Source organism: Serratia sp. UGAL515B_01, from assembly GCF_033095805.1.
In the GTDB taxonomy this organism is placed as follows: Bacteria; Pseudomonadota; Gammaproteobacteria; order Enterobacterales; family Enterobacteriaceae; genus Chania.
In genome coordinates this window covers 2,895,539-2,916,176 of the sequence record NZ_CP109901.1, presented here as the reverse complement: position 1 = coordinate 2,916,176, position 20,638 = coordinate 2,895,539, and the positions used below count along the sequence as shown (strand labels likewise).

The 20,638-nt window shown below is 49.4% G+C and carries 19 protein-coding genes, 1 pseudogene and 1 other annotated feature; of the genes and pseudogenes, 15 read left to right on the top strand and 5 right to left on the bottom strand.

Translation table 11 applies throughout. The annotated features are described in order from the left end of the window. Window positions 1–1,197, bottom strand: a complete 1,197-nt coding sequence (locus tag OK023_RS13110) for an efflux RND transporter periplasmic adaptor subunit (protein WP_317693158.1) — start codon at window positions 1,195–1,197, stop codon at window positions 1–3. Between the two features lie 142 nt (window positions 1,198–1,339). Between OK023_RS13110 and acrR the strand changes: the two genes are divergently transcribed. From acrR to OK023_RS13090, 4 genes and pseudogenes are all read left to right on the top strand, one after another. Beyond that, window positions 1,340–2,002: a multidrug efflux transporter transcriptional repressor AcrR gene (gene acrR / locus OK023_RS13105; RefSeq protein WP_317693157.1), complete on the top strand. Its 663-nt coding sequence runs from the start codon at window positions 1,340–1,342 to the stop codon at window positions 2,000–2,002. A 14-nt stretch (window positions 2,003–2,016) separates the two neighbouring features. Beyond that, on the top strand, window positions 2,017–2,370 hold the full coding sequence (locus OK023_RS13100; protein WP_317693156.1) for a DsrE/DsrF/TusD sulfur relay family protein: 354 nt from the start codon (window positions 2,017–2,019) through the stop codon (window positions 2,368–2,370). A gap of 22 nt (window positions 2,371–2,392) precedes the next feature. Continuing rightward, on the top strand, window positions 2,393–2,530 hold the full coding sequence (locus OK023_RS13095; protein ID WP_317693155.1) for a hypothetical protein: 138 nt from the start codon (window positions 2,393–2,395) through the stop codon (window positions 2,528–2,530). A 14-nt stretch (window positions 2,531–2,544) separates the two neighbouring features. After that, window positions 2,545–3,058: pseudogene (locus tag OK023_RS13090) on the top strand (hypothetical protein); the annotation flags it as partial. Between the two features lie 47 nt (window positions 3,059–3,105). On the opposite strand, the gene rsmS reads toward OK023_RS13090, so the two are convergent. Together rsmS and priC are read right to left on the bottom strand one after the other, a co-directional pair. After that, window positions 3,106–3,294, bottom strand: a complete 189-nt coding sequence (gene rsmS, locus OK023_RS13085; protein ID WP_317693154.1) for a pleiotropic regulatory protein RsmS — start codon at window positions 3,292–3,294, stop codon at window positions 3,106–3,108. Window positions 3,295–3,447: 153 nt separating this feature from the next. After that, window positions 3,448–3,984, bottom strand: a complete 537-nt coding sequence (gene priC / locus OK023_RS13080; RefSeq protein WP_317693153.1) for a primosomal replication protein — start codon at window positions 3,982–3,984, stop codon at window positions 3,448–3,450. A gap of 229 nt (window positions 3,985–4,213) precedes the next feature. Between priC and OK023_RS13075 the strand changes: the two genes are divergently transcribed. The 10 genes from OK023_RS13075 (at window position 4,214) to OK023_RS13030 (ending at window position 15,462) form a co-directional block, all read left to right on the top strand. Continuing rightward, window positions 4,214–4,594 carry a DUF454 family protein gene (locus OK023_RS13075; RefSeq protein WP_317693152.1) on the top strand — a complete coding sequence of 127 codons (381 nt, stop codon included), beginning with the start codon at window positions 4,214–4,216 and terminating at the stop codon, window positions 4,592–4,594. 146 nt (window positions 4,595–4,740) lie between these two features. Beyond that, window positions 4,741–5,292: an adenine phosphoribosyltransferase gene (gene apt / locus OK023_RS13070; protein WP_317693151.1), complete on the top strand. Its 552-nt coding sequence runs from the start codon at window positions 4,741–4,743 to the stop codon at window positions 5,290–5,292. Window positions 5,293–5,447: 155 nt separating this feature from the next. Next, window positions 5,448–7,400 carry a DNA polymerase III subunit gamma/tau gene (gene dnaX, locus OK023_RS13065; protein WP_317693150.1) on the top strand — a complete coding sequence of 651 codons (1,953 nt, stop codon included), beginning with the start codon at window positions 5,448–5,450 and terminating at the stop codon, window positions 7,398–7,400. Beyond that, window positions 6,733–6,797 (top strand) — a sequence feature (DnaX frameshifting element). It overlaps the preceding gene by 65 nt. Before the next feature lie 40 nt (window positions 7,401–7,440). After that, window positions 7,441–7,770, top strand: a complete 330-nt coding sequence (locus OK023_RS13060) for a YbaB/EbfC family nucleoid-associated protein (protein ID WP_004940264.1) — start codon at window positions 7,441–7,443, stop codon at window positions 7,768–7,770. Further along, a complete protein-coding gene (gene recR, locus OK023_RS13055) occupies window positions 7,770–8,375 on the top strand; it encodes a recombination mediator RecR (RefSeq protein WP_317693149.1) in 606 nt (201 codons plus the stop codon). Before OK023_RS13060 ends, recR begins: the two co-directional genes overlap by 1 nt. Before the next feature lie 264 nt (window positions 8,376–8,639). Next, complete coding sequence (gene htpG, locus OK023_RS13050) at window positions 8,640–10,505, top strand: molecular chaperone HtpG (protein ID WP_317697697.1); 1,866 nt, start codon at window positions 8,640–8,642, stop codon at window positions 10,503–10,505. A 311-nt stretch (window positions 10,506–10,816) separates the two neighbouring features. Continuing rightward, window positions 10,817–11,461 (top strand): adenylate kinase, encoded by a 645-nt coding sequence (adk, locus tag OK023_RS13045; protein ID WP_317693148.1) that lies wholly within the window; start codon window positions 10,817–10,819, stop codon window positions 11,459–11,461. Window positions 11,462–11,864: 403 nt separating this feature from the next. After that, on the top strand, window positions 11,865–13,013 hold the full coding sequence (locus OK023_RS13040) for a glycerate kinase (protein WP_317693147.1): 1,149 nt from the start codon (window positions 11,865–11,867) through the stop codon (window positions 13,011–13,013). A 118-nt stretch (window positions 13,014–13,131) separates the two neighbouring features. Continuing rightward, window positions 13,132–14,094 (top strand): ferrochelatase, encoded by a 963-nt coding sequence (hemH, locus tag OK023_RS13035; RefSeq protein WP_317693146.1) that lies wholly within the window; start codon window positions 13,132–13,134, stop codon window positions 14,092–14,094. 63 nt (window positions 14,095–14,157) lie between these two features. Continuing rightward, entirely contained in the window at window positions 14,158–15,462 is a 1,305-nt protein-coding gene (locus tag OK023_RS13030; RefSeq protein WP_317693145.1) for an inosine/guanosine kinase, read from the top strand. Between the two features lie 63 nt (window positions 15,463–15,525). Here the strand turns inward: OK023_RS13030 and ybaL are convergent, their stop codons facing one another. After that, window positions 15,526–17,217, bottom strand: a complete 1,692-nt coding sequence (gene ybaL / locus OK023_RS13025; RefSeq protein WP_317693144.1) for a YbaL family putative K(+) efflux transporter — start codon at window positions 17,215–17,217, stop codon at window positions 15,526–15,528. A 235-nt stretch (window positions 17,218–17,452) separates the two neighbouring features. Beyond that, window positions 17,453–18,667, bottom strand: coding sequence for an MFS transporter (locus OK023_RS13020; protein WP_317693143.1), 1,215 nt, complete (start codon window positions 18,665–18,667; stop codon window positions 17,453–17,455). A gap of 236 nt (window positions 18,668–18,903) precedes the next feature. On the opposite strand from OK023_RS13020, the gene ushA reads away from it, so the two are divergent. Beyond that, complete coding sequence (ushA, locus tag OK023_RS13015; RefSeq protein WP_317693142.1) at window positions 18,904–20,556, top strand: bifunctional UDP-sugar hydrolase/5'-nucleotidase UshA; 1,653 nt, start codon at window positions 18,904–18,906, stop codon at window positions 20,554–20,556. Window positions 20,557–20,638 lie beyond the last annotated feature (82 nt).

Genomic DNA, 20,638 nt, shown 5'->3' with positions numbered 1-20,638 from the left:
TTAAGACTTCTTCGCGGGTTCAGACGCAGTCTGTGGTTGGCTAGACACTTGGCTATCAGCCTCTTGTACCTTGACTTGGGCGCCCGGTTTGACTTTTTGCAAGCCGGTCACAATAACGCGATCGCCCGCTTTCAGTCCGGCAGTCACTAACCATTTATCGCCGATTGCCTGAGTAGCAGTCAGCGTACGCAGTTCCACTTTATCGTCGGCACCAACGACCAGCGCGGTTGCTTCACCGCGGGGGTTACGAGTGACACCCTGTTGTGGAACCAGCAGCGCCTCGCTGCGAATTCCTTCTTCCAGACGGGCACGAACGAACATGCCTGGAAGTAAGCCATTGTTAGGGTTTGGGAAAATTGCGCGGATAGTGATAGAGCCAGTGGTCTCATCGACGGTGACGTCGGAGAACTCTAGCCTGCCCTCATGGGCATATTCTTGCCCATTCTCAAGCAGTAACTTCACTTTGGCCTTACCGTTTTCCTGTTGCAGGGTGCCGTCAGCCAGCTCCTGCTTCAAACGAAGAAAATCGTTGCTGGATTGTGTGACATCCACATACATCGGGTCTAACTGCTGTACTGTTGCCAGCGCGTTTGCCTGACCGGAGGTCACTAGGGCTCCTTCGGTAACTGTAGATTTACCTATACGGCCAGAAATAGGTGAGGTTACTTTTGTATATGCCAGATTGATACGTGCGGTTTCGACGGCAGCTTTGGCAGCAATAACAGCGGCATTAGCCTGTGTTTGCGTAGAAACAGCGGTGTCGAAGTCCTGTTTACTGATAAAATTGGTTCCCAGCAACGGCTTATAGCGGTTTACCGTCAGACGAGCGATTTCAGCCGCGGCTTGTGCTTTAGCCAGTTCACCTTTAGCGCTGTTGTAAGCCGCCTGATAGGTAGCGGGATCGATCTGATACAGTGAAACTCCCGCCTTGATATCGCTGCCTTCAGTAAAGTTGCGTTTCAGGATTATGCCACTTACCTGAGGGCGAACTTCGGCAACGCGATAAGCAGAGGTACGTCCAGGAAGATCGGTAGTAATATTGAGGGATTCAGCCTTCAATGTCACCACACCTACCGTTGGAGTAGGGGGCTTGGCACCTTGTTGCTGGTTTTCTTTGTCATTACACCCCGTAAGCACTAGGCCTAATGAAAGCATCAGAACTACCGCCAGAGGCGTTACCCCTCTGTTTTTGTTCATAGAAAAACCTCAAGTGTCCGATTTCAAATAGTTCAATGGATCACAAGCTTTTAAACCCATTGCTGCGTAAATTGATTGTGCGTGCTATGTTACATACATTCGCGAATGTATGTAAATCATACCCCTCCTAAAAAACAACGTCATGGCACGAAAAACCAAACAGCAGGCGCTAGAAACACGACAGCAGATCATAGACGCCGCGGTGAGAGAATTCTCTGAACGTGGCGTTTCAGCAACATCGCTGACAGATATTGCAACCGCGGCGGGGGTCACGCGGGGGGCGATTTACTGGCATTTCAAAAATAAGTCAGACCTACTTAGCGAAGTTTGGGAACTATCAGAATCCAAAATAGGTGATCTGGAAATAGAGTATCAAGCAAAGTTTCCTGATAATCCACTACGGATCCTAAGAGAAATTCTGATTTACATTCTTACCGCTACGGTTGTTGACAGCCGTCGCCGTGCATTGATGGAGATTCTTTTTCATAAATGCGAATTTATTGGTGAAATGATACCGTTGCATGAAGCGCGTAAGGTGTTATGCCTTGAAAATGATGAACGTATTGAGCGTGTTCTCCTTGATAGTATGGCGCGTGGCCAACTTCCTGGCGATCTTCATACTCGCCGTGCGGCTATCGTAATGAGAGCCTATGTGACTGGCCTGATGGAAAATTGGTTGTTTGCACCTGAAGGTTTTGATTTGAAAGCTGAAGCAGGTGTATTAATCGATACTTTTATTGAAATGATGCAGTTTAGTCCCTCTTTGCGCGTGGGATCCTCTGCGCTTAAAGGCACACAAATTTAAAAGGAGAACACGTCATGTCATCTGTTTTAGTGATTGCCAACGGTGCTGCTTACGGCCAAGAGTCGTTATTCAATGCGTTGCGGCTATCAATAACCCTCAAAGAGCAGGAGCCCACACTCAATCTTAAACTTTTTTTGATGTCTGATGCTGTGGTGGCAGGTATTGCTGGTCAACAACCGCGTGAAGGTTATCATCTACAACAAATGCTGGAGATCCTCACTGCACAGCAGATACCGGTAAAACTGTGTAAAACGTGTTCTGATGCGCGAGGCATAAGCAACTTGACATTGGCAGATGGTGTTGAGATTGGCACACTGGTGGAACTGGCCCAATGGACGCTCGCGGCGGAGAAAGTACTTACTTTCTGATCCGCATCAGGCTGTGCTCTTTATGAACTGTCTGTGGCGTTCATTTGAAACTGAGAAGCACAGCCTTAGCCTGGCAGCTTATCATCCTCCACGTTTTTCTTATCCGTTGCAGGTCAGTTGGCGTGGTAATCTTGGCGCTTCATTACCATATCAACGTTAAATCATGAGTTGCAGGCGTATCTTGATAGCATTTCACTGTGGCATTACACCTGTAGCGTTGCCGGCAATGTGATACCGCAAGCGGTGACACTGTGAAATATGCTGGTAGCGCTTCTCGCAGTGATTGTTGCTTACGTGATGACACGTAACTTGCCTGGACTGCTAGAAGTTGTGGTGTTGTCGCGGTTACAACTCCGGCAGGGGACATTTTATGCCATTACTACGATCCTGACTTACTTGATTACGGCAGTGGGAACGTTAACCGCGTTGGGGTCGTTAGGTGTGTCATGGGACAAGTGACAATAACTTTGGTGCCAACACGCTGGATCATGAGTTGCGTTTATACGTGCGCGAGTTGTGTGATCGCAGCTATACCGTGGATGAATTGAATCGAGCAATCGAGCGTTTATGCCGTGAAAACGGTATAAACATTGCTTTCAATCAGTTGGAGGTGTGCCTGCATAACCAACAGGGTAGTCAAGTACAAGAAGTGAAGAGGGCACAAGCGACAGGCAGTAATACTCTTTAAGGTAACCTAAGATTTTGAACATCGTTGAAAATGCCTGTAGGTCTTTATTATTGGCCCACAGGGACAACAGGTAAATAGGGGGATGTCATGCCTATACGTTGCATTTTCTCCTGAAAATCTCTTCTGACGATATCCAAGGCAGCCAGCGCCGTTGCAGGATCGATCTCGTTACATTCCAGTAGGTAGATTAAATCCACCGCCAGTTGTAATTCTGGTGAAGCATTTTCTAGCGACATAAGGCCAACGTTTGCGTCTGGGTAATGGTAATTACCTATTATCTTCCCGTGCTAGCAAAAACTTGAGTGTAAGAAAATAGGTACTGCGTTTTGCAGAGTATAGAGAACATGTGGCAGGGAAGGGAGTAATCATTAAAATAATGTGATAAATATTCAAAAACCGTTTTCTTTTTGTTCTATATTGCGTTCAATACGCGCCAATGCTTGCCTGCAACGTACCAGCCTGCCTTCGATCGTTGCCAGTTCTTGCTGTAATTTCTTTTGTGCCGCAAAGGTGGTTTGCTGGCCGAGTAGACTTTCACGATCTTCGATCATCGATATCAAACGGCGTTCATAGTCTTGATGTTCGGCAAGCTTGTGATAAAGATCAACGTCCATTACTTCTTTCGGCTGGTTTTGACGCCGCAACGTTAGGGTTGCCAGTTCGCGTTGCAGCGCGGTGAGTTGGGCCACCAGCTTTTCCGCCAGGAAAGCGACATGAGCGTTACGGTTACCATTCACCGCTGCTTGCAACTGAGCAAAATTCCTATGTACCTCAGCCAGGTAATCGCGCAACCGCGTACCGTGGCTGGAGAAAAGCACCGCATCGAACCTGGCCTGCGGGATTGGAACATCACCACGTGGCTGAATTTCGCTCGCTAATGCAGCTATTTGCTGTTCAAGCGTCTGTAACAGGCGGTGCGTACTCACGGCAGATCCTTCAATAAAGCGGTTAACAGATTATACTTCAGATAAGATGTGCGTTGGCTTTGCTATTCGCGTCTTTGGGTGCCGTTGCAAGCAGCATTACTGCCACTCGAATTATTTATAGTCGTAAGCTTGCCCGTGAAACGAGCATGAAACAAGTACCCGTTGGGTAAACCTGCCAATTAGCAGAGTAACGGACACAGCCTGGTCATTATGGCGCGCAAGGAAAGGCATGACACGTTGGTTTTTGATTATTATAGGTTGGTTAGCCGTAGTGTTGGCAACACTTGGTGTGGTATTACCGTTATTGCCGACGACTCCCTTTCTGCTGCTGGCTGCTTGGTGCTTTGCCCGTTCTTCACCCCGTTTTCATCATTGGCTGCTATACCGTTCCAGGTTTGGTAACTATTTGCGCTATTGGCAGCAGCACCGAGCCTTACCACCAGGAGTCAAGTGGAAAGCAACGTTAGTTATTGTATTGACGTTTGCTGTCTCATTGTGGCTGGTGAAGCTCTGGTGGATCCGCATTGTGCTTATAGCGATCCTGGTTACGTTACTGACGTTCATATTGCGTCTGCCGGTAATTGACCTGCCGCAACAAAAACAGCGCTGATCGTGCTGCATTGGTTGCATTTATCTGGCAATTTGCATAGATTTGAGCGTTTTCGTGCGCAGGTATCCTCCCGCCGTTTTTCTTTAGTACGGTGGCAGTTGAAGGCCTGTGTGGAAGTTATCAGAGTGTTTTATCAGGCAATAACTATGACCGCAACTGCGCAGCAGCTTCAGTATATTAAAGACAGTATCAAAACCATTGCCGACTACCCTAAGCCGGGCATTCTGTTCCGTGATGTGACTAGCCTGCTGGAAAACCCGCTTGCCTATGCTTCCAGCATTGAGCTGTTGGTTGAACGTTACCGTAATGCGGGCGTCACCAAAGTAGTTGGTACTGAGGCGCGTGGTTTTCTGTTTGGAGCGCCAGTAGCACTGGCGTTAGGTGTCGGCTTTGTCCCGGTACGCAAACCGGGGAAATTGCCGCGAGCCACCCTAAGCGAAAGCTATGAGTTGGAATATGGCACTGACAAACTGGAAATCCATACCGATGCCATCGTGGCCGGTGACATCGTGTTGGTGGTAGACGACCTGTTGGCTACCGGTGGCACTATTGAGGCTACCGCGTCACTCATCCGCCGTCTTGGTGGTGAAGTGAAAGACGCAGCATTTATTATCAACTTGCCGGATCTCGGTGGCGAAACGCGCCTGAATAAACTGGGCATTGACTGCTACTGTCTGGTTAATTTTGCAGGCCATTGATCTGTAGTGTTGTATCAACCATGCTGTGTTTCTTAACTCACTGTTTCCCTAACACTTAACATTGAAAGAGATAGCCTGATACCATATCGGCCTCGCGGATCGTCGCGGGGCTGTGTTAGCATGGTTTTTCAGATCACTCGACATCTCCGGTATTAATGAGCTATCAGGTTCTAGCCCGTAAGTGGCGCCCTCAAACGTTTGCAGATGTTGTAGGACAAGAACATGTCCTCACTGCACTGGCTAACGGCCTAAAGCTTGGGCGGCTCCATCACGCCTATCTATTCTCGGGTACTCGTGGCGTAGGCAAAACGACGATTGCGCGTTTGCTGGCCAAAGGCCTGAATTGTGAAACTGGCATCACCGCAACACCTTGTGGTCAATGCGATAACTGTCGTGAGATCGAGCAAGGGCGATTTGTCGATCTGATAGAGATAGACGCGGCTTCCAGAACCAAAGTGGAAGATACCCGCGATCTGTTGGATAACGTGCAATATGCGCCTGCGCGAGGCCGTTTCAAGGTCTACCTTATTGACGAAGTTCACATGCTCTCGCGCCACAGTTTTAATGCGTTACTGAAAACGTTGGAGGAGCCGCCCTCGCACGTTAAATTCTTGCTGGCGACCACCGACCCACAAAAGCTTCCGGTGACCATCCTGTCGCGTTGTCTGCAATTCCACCTCAAGGCGATGGATGTAGACCAGATCCGCGCCCAGTTGGAAACTATTTTGCAAGCCGAGCACATTGCCAGCGATGCTCGCGCGCTGCAACTGTTAGCAAGGGCCGCTGATGGTAGCATGCGTGATGCTCTAAGCTTGACCGACCAGGCGATTGCCATGGGACAAGGGCAGGTTACCACCGACACTGTTAACCAGATGCTCGGTACGTTAGACGATGAACAGCCATTGGCTATTCTGGAGGCTTTGGTCAGTGCCGACGGGGAAAAAGTCATGGCTCAGGTTGCCCAGGCGGCGTCGCGCGGTGTGGATTGGGAAAGCCTGCTGGTAGAAACGCTAGCGTTATTGCACCGCGTTGCCATGGTGCAATTATTACCCTCAATGCTGGATAACCATTTTGCGGTTATCGAACAGCGGCTACGTGTACTGGCGCGTACGTTACCACCAGCAGACGTACAGCTTTATTATCAAACGTTGCTGGTTGGTCGCAAAGAACTGGCTTATGCACCCGATCGCCGCATGGGTGTTGAAATGACCCTGCTACGTGCACTGGCGTTTCACCCTAAAGCTACTATTCCGGAGCCAGCCTTTACGGCGAGTGAACAAGTAGCACAGCGGCAAGGGAACATTGTTATTGAGGCACAATCTGATCTTCAGGATACTCCACCACCGCTAGGGCAAGTTGCACCAGCACAGAATCATCCACCTACGCATTTACCCGATGCCACCGCGCAATTACTCAAGGCGCGTACCCAGTTGCTAAGGCAGCAGGGAGCATCCACACCAAAAAAGAATGAGCCGGCGGCGTCAGGAAAAGCGCAGCCGGTAACCGCGGCATTGGAGCGGTTAGCTTCCGTGACCGAGCGAAGCCAACAGCGTCAGGTTGAGAAGCAAGTTGCAGAAAAACCGACCAAGCCTGAGGCCTATCGTTGGCGGGCGCAAACCGAGCCTGAAACCGTAACGGAATCATTGGCAACGCCAAAAGCGTTACGCACGGCGCTTGAACATGAAAAAACGCCCGAATTGTCAGCTAAACTGGTAGTTGAATCTTTGGCACGCGACCCTTGGGCGGCAGAAATCGACCAACTGAAAATACCGAAGTTAGTGCAGCAATTGGCATTGAACGCTTTTAAAGAACAGTTGGCGTCAGGCCACATTTGCCTCCACTTACGGTCTTCACAACGTCATCTGAATTCACCGTCAGCGCAAAAGATGTTAGCAGAGGCGCTAAGCGAATTGCACGGTTTCACCGTTGAACTCACCGTGGTAGAAGACGATAATCCAGCGGTGCGGACACCGCTGGAATGGCGGCAAGCTATTTATGAAGAAAAACTGGTGCAGGCTCGCCAGTCGATTGTTGCGGATACCCACATTCAGACCCTGTGCCGGTTCTTCGACGCAGAACTGGATGAAGAGAGTATTCGCCCTATTTAACGCGGCGCACAGTGTGCTGCCCATGCAATGAGAGACGACTATGTTTGGTAAAGGCGGTCTGGGTAACCTGATGAAGCAAGCCCAGCAAATGCAGGAAAAAATGCAGCAGATGCAAGAAGAAGTTGCCAAATTAGAAGTAACTGGCGAATCTGGCGCAGGCTTGGTTAAAGTCACTATCAACGGGGCGCACAACTGCCGCCGCGTGGAAATTGATCCAAGCCTGATGGAAGATGATAAAGAGATGTTGGAAGATCTGATCGCTGCCGCGTTTAACGACGCTGCGCGCCGCATCGAAGAAACTCAGAAAGAGAAAATGGCGTCTGTGTCCAGCGGGATGCAACTGCCACCTGGCTTTAAGATGCCGTTCTGATGCAGACCAGTCCGCTTCTGGAATCACTGATGGAGGCGTTGCGTTGCCTGCCTGGTGTTGGGCCTAAATCGGCGCAACGTATGGCGTTTCAGTTGCTGCAGCGCGATCGCAGCGGTGGAATGCGCCTGGCTCAAGCGTTGACTCGTGCGATGTCGGAGATTGGTCATTGTGCGGATTGTCGTACCTTTACCGAGCAAGATATCTGTACTATTTGCAACAATCCACGTCGTCAGCAAAATGGTCAGATCTGTATTGTGGAGAGTCCGGCGGATATTCACGCTATTGAACAGACTGGGCAGTTTGCCGGGCGTTACTTTGTACTGATGGGGCACCTGTCACCGTTGGATGGTATTGGCCCTGGTGATATTGGTCTTGACCGGCTGGAACAGCGGCTGGAAAAGGAAACTATCACTGAAGTTATCTTGGCGACCAATCCAACGGTTGAAGGAGATGCTACAGCGAACTACATCGCTGAAATGTGCGGCCAATATGGTGTGCTTGCTAGTCGTATTGCCCATGGTGTACCGGTGGGGGGTGAACTTGAGATGGTTGACGGCACTACACTGTCACACTCTTTGGCCGGTCGTCACGCGATCAAATTCTGATGTTTCTCTGCGGGGCGTTTTTCCAGCCCCGTTCTTAATTGCTAAAAATTTTCCCGTCAGCTGCTTGAAAAGCTTCAGTGTTAGCCCCACTTGATCCCCATTGTTCGTATCCCCTTCGCCTTTCACGTTGTGGCGTTGTTGACTGCACTCCTTCACCCCAGACACTTGGTTGATCTAAGCATCTGGGACTCACGAGTGGGTTGTCTGGCCACAACTTGAAATTTATTGGGTATAACATTACTACTTTTGAGGTTATCAATGAGTATGAAAGGTCAAGAAACCCGTGGGTTCCAATCTGAAGTAAAACAACTGCTTCATTTGATGATTCATTCACTTTACTCCAATAAAGAAATCTTCCTGCGCGAGCTGATCTCTAATGCTTCCGATGCCGCCGACAAACTGCGCTTTCTTGCTCTCTCCAAGCCAGAGCTGTATGAGGGTGACGGTGAACTGCGTGTGCGCCTCTCTTTTGATAAAGAAAAACGTACCCTGACGATTGCTGATAACGGCATCGGGATGAAGCGTGACGAAGTGATTGAAAACCTGGGTACGATTGCTAAATCCGGCACCAAAGCATTCTTGGAATCAATAGGTTCAGACCAGGCGAAAGATAGCCAACTGATAGGTCAATTTGGTGTTGGCTTCTACTCTGCGTTCATCGTGGCCGACAAAGTGACAGTACGTACCCGTGCAGCCGGTGCAACGGCGGATGAAGGTGTATTTTGGGAGTCCGCCGGTGAAGGCGATTACACCATCGCCGATGTTAGCAAGGCCGATCGTGGCACCGAAATTACCTTGCACCTGCGCGAAGGCGAAGATGAATACCTTGATGGCTGGCGCTTGCGTTCAGTGATTGGAAAATACTCCGATCACATTGCCCTACCGGTAGAAATCGAAACTAAGAATGAAGAAGACGACACTGTCACCTGGGAGAAGATTAACAAAGCGCAGGCTTTGTGGACTCGCAGCAAGTCAGACGTGACCGATGAAGAGTACAAAGAATTTTATAAACATATTGCCCATGACTTCACCGATCCACTGAGTTGGAGCCATAACCGTGTTGAGGGCAAGCAGGAGTATACCAGCCTGCTGTATATTCCGGCCCAAGCGCCGTGGGACATGTGGAACCGCGACCATAAACACGGCCTTAAGCTGTATGTTCAGCGCGTGTTTATCATGGATGACGCTGAGCAGTTTATGCCTAACTATCTGCGTTTCGTGCGTGGCCTGATAGACTCCAACGACCTGCCGCTTAACGTTTCCCGTGAAATCTTGCAAGACAGCCGTGTTACCCAAAGCCTGCGCGGCGCGCTGACCAAACGCGTTTTACAGATGTTGGATAAACTGGCAAAAGATGATGTCGAAGGTTATCAGAAATTCTGGCAGCAATTTGGCCTAGTGCTGAAAGAAGGTCCAGCTGAGGACGGTGCCAATAAAGATGCTATCGCCAAACTGTTGCGCTTTGCCTCTACGCACAATGATAGCTCTGCACAGACGGTTGCGCTGGAAGAGTACGTTGGTCGCATGGCCGAAGGCCAAGAAAAGATTTACTACATTACTGCCGATAGTTATGCAGCGGCGAAAAACAGTCCGCATCTGGAATTGTTCCGCAAGAAAGGCATTGAGGTTCTTCTGCTTTCCGAGCGTATTGACGAATGGATGATGAGCTACCTGACCGAGTTTGACGGCAAGACTTTCCAATCTGTCAGCAAAGCAGATGAAGCCTTGAACAAACTGGCAGATGAAACCGAAGAGCAGAAAGAAGCCGAGAAACAGCTTGAGCCATTCATCGAGCGTGTCAAGACGCTATTGGGTGAACGAGTGAAAGACGTGCGTTTAACACACCGTTTGACCGACACGCCGGCGATTGTTACCACTGATGCCGATGAAATGAGCACTCAGATGGCAAAACTGTTCGCGGCCGCAGGGCAAGCGGCGCCAGAAGTAAAATACATCTTCGAGTTAAACCCTGACCATGCGTTGGTGAAGCGGGCTTCGGACGTGGGTGATAACCAACAATTTGCCGAGTGGATTGACCTGCTGTTGGATCAGGCGTTGCTGGCCGAACGCGGTACGCTGGAAGATCCAAACCAGTTTATCCGCCGTATGAACAAGCTGTTGTCTGAATAATCTCTAAAAATACGCCCTGGCATGATGCTTAGGGCGTATTATCTTATTTTCAACACAAATCATTATGTTGCACACCTTGTTTTAGTCTGGTTTTTCCGTAATTGATTTCCTCCGCTTACCTTGAGCCGCCCCCCTCATAAATGGTAAGGTTGAGCGTTTTCGCAATTTTATAAAAACTCAAACCCAATAGACTTCAGGTCTAATACTTTAGTCACTTTAAGTGTTCTGCGGCCAAAACAGCTGCAACTTGATGTATGGCCAGTAAAAAGCTTGAAGGATGGAGGGAAATACATAGCAAGGGGATCTACGCAATGCGTATCATTCTGCTGGGCGCTCCGGGCGCTGGTAAGGGTACTCAGGCTCAATTCATCATGGAGAAATACGGTATTCCGCAAATCTCCACGGGTGATATGTTGCGCGCAGCCGTGAAGGCCGGTACAGAGCTTGGCAAGCAGGCTAAAGAAATCATGGATGCTGGTAAGTTGGTCACTGATGAACTGGTTATTGCGCTGGTAAAAGAGCGCATCACGCAGGAAGATTGCCGTAATGGTTTCCTGCTGGACGGCTTTCCGCGTACCATTCCGCAGGCTGACGCGATGAAAGAAGCCGGTATCAAGGTGGACTATGTACTGGAATTCGATGTGCCAGATGAACTGATTGTTGATCGTATCGTTGGGCGTCGTGTGCATGCACCTTCAGGGCGTGTATACCACATCAAATTCAATCCGCCAAAAGTGGAAGGCAAAGACGACGTTACGGGTGAAGAACTGACTACCCGTAAAGATGACCAGGAAGAAACCGTGCGTAAACGCCTGGTGGAATACCATCAGATGACTGCACCACTGGTGTCTTATTACAACAAAGAAGCTGCCGCAGGTAACACGCAATACCATAAAATTAATGGAACTCGTAAAGTGACAGAAGTGAGCGCTGAGCTGGCGAACATTCTGGGCTGATACGTTTATTGTTGCTGTAAAAAACGCCAGGCTTGATGCCTGGCGTTTTTTTGCTTCTTTTTACTCTTATAGGTCGATCCTCGCGGTATTTTGCAGGCGGTCACTCAGTGAGCCGAGCACACAGTTTTATGATGACTACCCGTTACCTTCACTGCTGTGTGACTTAGGTGAAGACTGGCGTGCACAGGAGCTTTCCCTACCAAAACTAAGCTGATTTACTCTTTTTATTTGTTTCTCACATCAAGATTATTGGTTGTCAGCAAGGTATGGTGTTCATTAATCAATGTATACCCATCGTTATTCAAATCGCAGCTGTGTCGGCTGCGGTTATTCGTTCCACCGGAGCTAGCGCTTGAATGAACTTGGGTATAAGACGCTATCTCTGAATATTGAGGTGCTGATAATGAACAAACTGAAAAAAGTGGTAATTGCTCCTGATTCATTTAAAGAGAGCCTGAGTGCTCTGGATGTTGCCACAGCGATCGAGTGTGGGTTTCGGCAAATCTATCCGACAGCACAGTATGTCAAGTTACCCATGGCTGACGGCGGTGAAGGAACTGTCGATGCTATGGTTTCGGCTACTGACGGTGAAATTATCAATGTCAACGTGAGCGGGCCGTTAGGGAAAACCACCAACGCATTTTATGGTTTGCTGGGCGAAGGGAAATCAGCGGTAATAGAAATGGCGGCAGCATCGGGCCTGCATTTGGTACCAGCTGATGAACGTGATCCGCGCGTCACAACCAGCTACGGCACTGGTGAATTGATTTTGGCTGCGCTGCAGCGTGGCGTGAAATCGATCATTCTTGGTATTGGCGGTAGTGCGACCAATGACGGTGGGGCAGGTATGATGCAGGCACTGGGAGCCCGGTTACTGGATAAGGACCATCAGGAACTACCGCCCGGCGGTGCAGCGTTGGCGCAACTGGCGCACATTGATCTCCGCCGGTTAGATCCCCGGTTGCAGCATGTGCAGATTACCGTTGCCTGCGATGTTGATAATCCGTTGTGTGGTGAGCAGGGGGCTTCGGCAATTTTTGGTCTACAGAAAGGGGCTACTGTAGAAATGGTACAAGAACTGGACCGTGCGATGTACCATTATGGAACCCTGTTGGAACAGGTGACGGGTCGAGAGGTATTGCTGACTCCTGGGGCGGGAGCGGCTGGTGGCATGGGGGCTGCGTTGCTTGGCTTCCTTGATGCTAAGTTGCGGCCTGGAATCGAAATCGTGATCGAAACGTTGCATTTGGCAGAGGCAGTACGTGACGCTGATTTGGTTATCACTGGGGAAGGGCGGCTTGATAGCCAGTCGATCCACGGCAAAACACCGATCGGTGTGGCGCGGGTGGCTAAACTGCATCAAGTCCCGGTGATTGCGATTGCAGGTAGCTTGGCCAAGGATTATCAAGTTGTTCACCAGCATGGCATCGATGCGGCCTTTTCGGTGCTCGACAGTATCGTTACCTTGCCTGAAGCGTTGGCAGATGCCGCGCATAATCTAGAAGTTACCGCACGCAATGTGGCGGCGGTATGGCAACTGGCCCAGCAATAACAGGGATAGCCTGTTGCTGATATCGGTTTAGGTTACCGACTTTTCCGCTACAATAGGCGTTACCGGTGGTTATTGATACCTTGATAAACAACAAGGTTTTTCCTAAAAGAGAACTGAGATGAGACAAGAAAAACACGGGGTTTTGCTGGTGAATTTGGGGACGCCAGACGCACCGACCTCGAAAGCGGTAAAACGCTATCTGAAAGAGTTTCTCAGTGATAACCGCGTTGTGGATACTTCGCCGTTGATCTGGTGGCCAATTCTCAACGGTATCATTTTGCCAATCCGCTCACCCCGTGTGGCTAAGCTTTACCAGTCCGTTTGGATGGATGAAGGATCGCCATTGCTGGTATACAGTCGCCGTCAGCAGCGCGAGCTGGCGGCACGGATGCCCAATACTCCGGTAGAACTTGGGATGAGCTACGGTTCACCGAGCCTGCCCCAGGCCATTGACAACCTGCTGTCGCAGGGGGTTACCAACCTGGTGGTATTGCCGCTCTATCCGCAATATTCCTGTTCGACCAGTGCTGCCGTTTGGGATGGTATTGCGCGGGTACTCAAAGGGTATCGTCGCTTGCCTTCGATTAGCTTTATTCGTGATTATGCTGAGCATCCTGCCTACATCTTTGCACTGCAGCAAAGTGTAGAGCAAGCCTTTGTCCAACATGGTCAACCCGATCGTTTGGTGATGTCATTCCACGGTATTCCTAAACGCTATGCTCGTTTGGGTGACGACTATCCGCAGCGTTGTGAAGATACCTATCGGGCCTTGGCGGCCACGTTGCCATTGGCACCTGATCGGGTCATGATGACGTATCAATCCCGTTTTGGCCGGGAACCCTGGCTGACGCCTTATACGGATGAAACGCTGAAAAGTTTGCCTGCACAGGGGGTGAAACATATCCAATTGATTTGCCCTGGTTTCTCTGCAGATTGTCTGGAAACCTTGGAGGAAATCAAAGAACAGAACCGCGAGATTTTCCTTGAAGCTGGTGGCGAGAAATTTGAGTATATCCCGGCACTTAATGATGATGTTGCCCACATTGATATGATGCAACAACTGGTGGCTCAGCGTCTGTAGGCCTAAATCGGGCAGAGATGTGCTAGTATTCTCTGCCTGTTTATAGCCAATACCACCACTCACATGAAATTTCCTGGTCAACGTAAATCCAAACACTACTTTCCGGTTAATGCCCGCGATCCGTTATTGCAGCAAACGCAGCTTGAGAATGAAATCAGCACTTCCTACGTGGTCGGCATCGACCAGACATTGGTGGATATCGAAGCTAAAGTAGATGATGCGTTTGTCGAACGTTATGGTCTCAGCCTTGGTCATTCGCTGGTGATTGAGGATGATGTTGCCGAAGCCTTATATCAAGAGCTAAGTGTAAATAACCTGATCACCCATCAATTTGCGGGTGGCACCATTGGCAATACCTTGCATAATTACTCGGTGCTGGCTGATGATCGTTCGATTCTGTTGGGTGTGATGTGCAGTAACGTTAAAATTGGTAGCTATGCCTACCGTTACCTGTGTAATACCTCCAGCCGTACCGATCTTAACTATTTGCAAGCCGTTGATGGTGCAATTGGTCGTTGCTTTACGCTGGTCGGTGAGAGTGGTGAGCGTACTTTTGCCATCAGCCCAGGACAGATGAACCAATTGCGTCCTGAAAGCGTTCCTGAAGAGGTTATTGCCGGGGCTTCAGCGTTGGTACTGACCTCTTATCTGGTACGTTGCAAAACGGGGGAGCCGATGCCTGAGGCTACCATGCAGGCCATTACGTTTGCTAAAAAGCATAATGTGCCGGTAGTTCTGACGCTAGGCACAAAATACGTTATTGCTGATAATCCGCAATGGTGGCGAGATTTTCTCAAAGAACACGTTTCTATTCTGGCAATGAATGAAGACGAGGCGCTGGAACTGACCGGACTGAGCGATCCGCTGATGGCGTCAGACATGGCGTTGGATTGGGTGGACTTGGTGCTTTGTACCGCCGGGCCAAGTGGCCTTTATATGGCTGGTTACACCGAAGAAGCTAATAAACGCATGACGCAGCACCCTCTTTTACCGGGCCATATTGCCGAATTTAACCGTTTTGAATTCAGCCGTGCAATGCGCCGTGAGAATTGCGAACAGCCATTGAGAATTTATTCCCATATCGCTCCCTATATGGGAGGGCCGGAAAAAATCATGAACACCAATGGTGCTGGTGACGGTGCATTATCTGCACTTTTGCATGATATTGCGGCCAATGGCTACCACCGTAACAACGTGCCAAACTCCAGTAAACACGTGCGTAGTTATCTGACCTATTCCTCTTTGGCTCAGGTGTGTAAATATGCCAATCGTGTGAGTTATCAGGTACTAAACCAGCATTCCCCTCGTTTGACCCGTGGGTTGCCAGAACGTGAGGATAGTCTGGAAGAATCATACTGGGAACGTTAACAACAAAGGCATGAAAATAAACAGGGGGCACTTTGCATTACGCCCCTTGTTTATTTATTGGATTTAGATTGGGCAACCCCCCTGTTTCTCCTCTTCCGATAGCGTATCCAGTTTGAGGGGATTGAGCATGCTGTTGGCAATCTCACGCTCGCCCATCACGACCTGATCGGCACCGCGCTCTGAAATATAGGGAACCTCGTCATCGCAATGCGCACGGGCAATAATCTCAAGATCGGGCCTTTTTGCTCGTGCCGAAGCCACGATCTCCCCGGCTTCATAGCCGTTCGGGATGGTCAGCAACAGCCAGCGTGCGCAGTCAATGCGTGCTAGATCCATGACTTCCGAGTTGGCAGCGTTGCCGAGCACCGCTTTAATACCCTGCTCACGCAGTGCTTCAACGCGGGGACGGGAGCTTTCAATCACCACTAATGGGATCCCTGCCTCGGTCAATCTAGCTTCCAACAGGCTACCCACGCGGTCATAGCCAACGACTAATGCGTGGTTACACATATCAACCGGGATCTGTTTTTCTTCCTCTATTGCTTCTTCCTGGATTTGTTCCTCGAGGGTTTCTGTTTTTGCCAGATAACGTTCTAGCAGGGCAAAAAGCAATGGGTTTAGTGTGATAGATAAAAACGCACCACCGAGTACTAGGTTGCGGCTATGCTGATCCAATATGCCCAGCGTGATCCCTAACCCGGCGAGAATAAAGGCAAATTCACCGATCTGAGCCAGACTGACGGAGATTGTTAGCGCGGTACGCTTTGAGTGACCAAACATTTTTACCAGTAGGAATGCCGCTACTGACTTACCAAACACGATGATTGCCAGCGTTGCCAAGACAGCCATGGGCTCGTTGATCAGTATCATCGGGTCGAACAGCATCCCGACAGAGACAAAGAACAGCACGGCAAAAGCGTCGCGTAGCGGTAACGTATCGTGTGCGGCCCGGTGGCTTAATTCTGACTCATTCAATACCATGCCGGCAAAGAAAGCCCCGAGAGCAAATGAGACATCAAACAGGCCTACAGCGCCGTAAGCAATGCCGAGCGCCAATGCCAGAACTGCCAGTGTAAACAGTTCTCGTGAGCCTGTACTGGCCGTTTTTGCCAAGATCCAGGGCACCAGACGGCGGCCGACGATAACCATCAGCGCGATAAAGGCGATAACCTTGCCGATAGTGATGGCCAGCTCAGTGATCAGATGCGTGGTGCTTGAATTATCACTGTTAAGCATATTGCTGAAAGCAGGTAACAGAACCAACGCCAAGACCATCACCAAATCTTCCACAATCAGCCAGCCGATGGCTATTTTTCCTCGTTGGCTGTCAACCAGTTGTCGCTCTTCCAGTGCACGCAGCAGTACCACGGTACTGGCAGTAGACAGACAGAGGCCAAAAACCAGGCCAGATATCAGGTCCCAACCCATCAATTTGGACAACCCAGTTCCTAACAAGGTGGCGACGGCAATTTGCGCGATGGCACCTGGGATAGCGATTGATTTTACTGCAAGAAGATCTTTGAGGGAAAAGTGCAGACCCACACCAAACATCAGAAGGATCACGCCTATTTCCGCCAATTCTGGAGCCAAAGAAATGTCGGCAACAAAACCGGGGGTAAACGGGCCGGCGATGACACCTGCTGCAAGATATCCCACTAATGGGGAGATCCGCAGGCGATTCGCCAGCATACCAAAGAGGAAGGCCAGTACTAACCCTCCGACAATAGTGGTGATCAAGGGGGTTGAATTATGCATCCAGACTCCTTCCAGCTGCGCGGCATGTCAATTTTACGAAAAGATGCAACTAGTTTATTGCATTTACGCTTGCATCGCTTGGCTAATTTTATTTTTTTTGTAAAAAAGAAGGTTATTACACTATTTTTCAGTCAAGTCTGAGAATGAGAGCTTAATCAGTGATATTTTTTTGACTTTATGAAGAGGATGCCCGGTATAACTACATTGCTATACCGGGTGAAGGAAGGATGCTAAGCTACTTATGTTCTATATTCGGTAGTAATGCGGTAACAATACCTATTAATGGCAGAAATGCACAAATTTGATAAACCAAATCAATGCTGGTCAAATCGGCAACATAGCCAAGAATCGCCGCACCTAAACCGCCCATACCGAAAGCAAAACCGAAGAATAACCCGGAAACCATCCCTACCTTTCCAGGGATCAGCTCTTGAGCGTATACCAGAATGGCCGAAAAGGCTGAAGCTAGAATAACCCCAATGATCACCGTTAATATCCCCGTCCAATAGAGAGTGGCATAGGGTAAAATGAGCGTAAATGGTGCAGCACCCAGGATAGAGCCCCAAATAACGTATTTACGTCCAAATTTATCACCCAAAGGCCCACCAATAATGGTTCCTGCGGCTACCGCGAACAGGAAGGCAAACAGGTGGAACTGAGCATTCTGTACCGAAATACCGAACTTATGTATTAAATAAAAGGTGTAATAGCTACTGATACTGGCAAGATAGAAGTATTTAGAGAAAATCAGTGTCAACAGAATGCCCAGAGAGAACATCACGGTACGTTTTGGTAGTGGATTGACCAATAAGGCAGGCTTAGGTTTGCCTTGCGCTGCTCGGTGTTGTTGTTGATACCATTTACTCACTTGCAGCAGCACGACGATGGCCAACAGTGCTGCCAATGAGAACCAGGCGACATTACCCTTACCGTAAGGCGCAATAATCAGCGCTGCTAACAGTGGACCGAGTGAACTCCCAAAGTTCCCCCCAACCTGGAATAGCGATTGTGCCAGGCCGTGTCGCCCCCCTGATGCCATACGTGCCACACGGGATGACTCTGGATGGAAGACGGAAGATCCTGTGCCAACCAGCGCGGCGGCCACTAATACTAATGGGAAAGTATTGGCAACCGCCAGTAACAATAGCCCTGACAGGGTAAAGCCCATACCAATGGGAAGCGAATAAGGCTGTGGGTGCTTGTCGGTATAGTAGCCAATCAGCGGTTGAAGCAGCGAGGCGGTAAGCTGATAGGTCAGTGTAATCATACCGATTTGTACAAAACTTAGGTTGAAATCAGCACGCAGGATTGGGTAAATCGCCAGGATCAGTGATTGGATCATGTCGTTGAGCAGATGAGAAACACTGATGGCACCCAGAATAGAAAAAGCAGTGCCCTTAACCGCACTGCTTTTTACCGTCGGCATGGCAGCTTCACTACGATCGGTCATGTTATTGTTAGCCTGGTATATATGAGGGGATAGGGCAGATATCTTATCCTGTTCATCTTTCAGCCGACAACCTTGTCCACGGCTTTCGGTTGACAATTTTAGGCAAAATGCTCCCTAGAAAGGAACCCTCGGCATAATCTGATCGGCGTCGCAAAAATTTGAAATCAGACGTTGTTAATTAGCGTTACAATTTTGTATTCATCAAGAATGCCCATCATTTGCAATGGAGATCTGCTATGCGTTTTTCGTTCAAAACCACCGCAGGTGTGCTGACTGCTTCCTTGACGTTATTTTCAGGAATAGCCGGAGCCTGGGAAAAGGATAAAACCTACGACATTACCATCCTGCATACTAATGACCACCATGGCCATTTTTGGCAGAACGACTATGGCGAGTATGGTCTTGGGGCGCAGAAAACGCTGGTGGATAGCATTCGCCAGGAAGTGGCTGCCAAGGGGGGAAGTGTACTGTTGCTATCCGGGGGGGATATCAATACTGGAGTTCCTGAATCAGACTTACAGGATGCAGAACCGGATTTTCGTGGGATGACACTGATCGGTTACGACGCAATGGCGATTGGTAACCACGAATTTGACAATCCGTTGAGCGTATTGCGCCAACAAGAGAAATGGGCCTCTTTCCCTCTGTTGTCTGCCAACATTTATCAGAAAAGTACCCAACAGCGACTGTTCAAACCTTATGCGTTATTTGATAAACAGGGGATTAAAATCGCCGTCATTGGCCTGACGACCGATGACACCGCCAAAATAGGTAACCCTGAGTATTTTACCGATATCGAATTTCGCGTTCCTGCACAAGAAGCCAAGAAGGTTGTCGAGCAGCTGCGTAAAGATGAAAAACCTGATGTGATTATCGCAGCGACCCACATGGGCCACTATGATGATGGTTACCATGGGTCTAACGCGCCTGGCGATGTGGAAATGGCGCGCAGCCTGCCTGCAGGCTATCTGAATATGATTGTCGGTGGGCATTCGCAGGATCCGGTTTGTATGGCGAGCGAAAACCATAAGCAGGTAGATTATGTTCCAGGGACGCCATGTGCGCCCGATCGTCAGAATGGAACTTGGATTGTCCAGGCCCATGAATGGGGAAAATACGTTGGTCGTGCAGATTTTCAGTTCCGCAACGGTGAACTCAAGATGACTCACTACCAACTGATACCGGTCAACCTGAAGAAGAACATAGAGAAAGCAGATGGCAGCAGCGAGCGCGTGTTTTATACCCAGGAAATTGCCGAAGACCCCGCAATGATGAAGCTGTTGACGCCGTTTGAGGAGAAAGGCAAGGCACAACTGGATGTGAAGGTTGGCACTGTCAACGGCAAACTGGAAGGCGATCGCAATAAAGTCCGCTTTGTACAGACCAACCTTGCCAGGGTGATCTTAGCCGCACAAATGGAAAGAACCAACGCAGACTTCGCGGTGATGAGCGGTGGCGGCGTACGTGATTCAATAGAAGCTGGTGATATCACCTATAAAAGCGTCCTGAAGGTACAGCCATTTGGTAACACATTGGCGTACGTTGACATGAAAGGCCGTGACGTTGAGCAGTATCTGGCGGAAGTCGCAAATATGAAGGTCGATTCAGGTGCCTATGCTCAGTTTGCCAATGTCAGCCTGGTCGCAGACGGTAAAGGCGTAAGCGATATCAAAATCAAGGGTGAACCGCTGCAGGCAGATAAAACTTATCGCTTGGCTACGCTGAGTTTTAACGCACTGGGTGGCGATGGATATCCCAAGCTCAATACGCTACCGAGCTACGTAAACACCGGGTTTATCGATGCAGAAGTGTTGAAACAGTATATCGAAAAGCATTCACCACTTGACGCGGGGAGTTATGAACCCAAGGGGGAAATTGTTTATAAATAACGCTATTCTAAGGCGATTTTTGTGTTCTTCTAAGCGATAAATCGCCTGGTTTTTTCCCGATAAGGATAAAGAGAGCTCTCTA

Excerpts from the sequence above, each read along its gene's own strand:
- dnaX (WP_317693150.1), top strand. The coding sequence starts at position 5,448 with ATGAGCTATCAGGTTCTAGCCCGTAAGTGGCGCCCTCAAACGTTTGCA.
- OK023_RS13020 (WP_317693143.1), bottom strand. The coding sequence starts at position 18,667 with ATGACCGATCGTAGTGAAGCTGCCATGCCGACGGTAAAAAGCAGTGCG.
- OK023_RS13040 (WP_317693147.1), top strand. The coding sequence starts at position 11,865 with ATGAACAAACTGAAAAAAGTGGTAATTGCTCCTGATTCATTTAAAGAG.
- OK023_RS13030 (WP_317693145.1), top strand. The coding sequence starts at position 14,158 with ATGAAATTTCCTGGTCAACGTAAATCCAAACACTACTTTCCGGTTAAT.
- apt (WP_317693151.1), top strand. The coding sequence starts at position 4,741 with ATGACCGCAACTGCGCAGCAGCTTCAGTATATTAAAGACAGTATCAAA.
- OK023_RS13110 (WP_317693158.1), bottom strand. The coding sequence starts at position 1,197 with ATGAACAAAAACAGAGGGGTAACGCCTCTGGCGGTAGTTCTGATGCTT.
- acrR (WP_317693157.1), top strand. The coding sequence starts at position 1,340 with ATGGCACGAAAAACCAAACAGCAGGCGCTAGAAACACGACAGCAGATC.
- OK023_RS13100 (WP_317693156.1), top strand. The coding sequence starts at position 2,017 with ATGTCATCTGTTTTAGTGATTGCCAACGGTGCTGCTTACGGCCAAGAG.
- OK023_RS13075 (WP_317693152.1), top strand. The coding sequence starts at position 4,214 with ATGACACGTTGGTTTTTGATTATTATAGGTTGGTTAGCCGTAGTGTTG.
- htpG (WP_317697697.1), top strand. The coding sequence starts at position 8,640 with ATGAAAGGTCAAGAAACCCGTGGGTTCCAATCTGAAGTAAAACAACTG.
- adk (WP_317693148.1), top strand. The coding sequence starts at position 10,817 with ATGCGTATCATTCTGCTGGGCGCTCCGGGCGCTGGTAAGGGTACTCAG.
- ybaL (WP_317693144.1), bottom strand. The coding sequence starts at position 17,217 with ATGCATAATTCAACCCCCTTGATCACCACTATTGTCGGAGGGTTAGTA.
- hemH (WP_317693146.1), top strand. The coding sequence starts at position 13,132 with ATGAGACAAGAAAAACACGGGGTTTTGCTGGTGAATTTGGGGACGCCA.
- OK023_RS13095 (WP_317693155.1), top strand. The coding sequence starts at position 2,393 with ATGAACTGTCTGTGGCGTTCATTTGAAACTGAGAAGCACAGCCTTAGC.
- recR (WP_317693149.1), top strand. The coding sequence starts at position 7,770 with ATGCAGACCAGTCCGCTTCTGGAATCACTGATGGAGGCGTTGCGTTGC.
- OK023_RS13060 (WP_004940264.1), top strand. The coding sequence starts at position 7,441 with ATGTTTGGTAAAGGCGGTCTGGGTAACCTGATGAAGCAAGCCCAGCAA.
- ushA (WP_317693142.1), top strand. The coding sequence starts at position 18,904 with ATGCGTTTTTCGTTCAAAACCACCGCAGGTGTGCTGACTGCTTCCTTG.
- rsmS (WP_317693154.1), bottom strand. The coding sequence starts at position 3,294 with ATGTCGCTAGAAAATGCTTCACCAGAATTACAACTGGCGGTGGATTTA.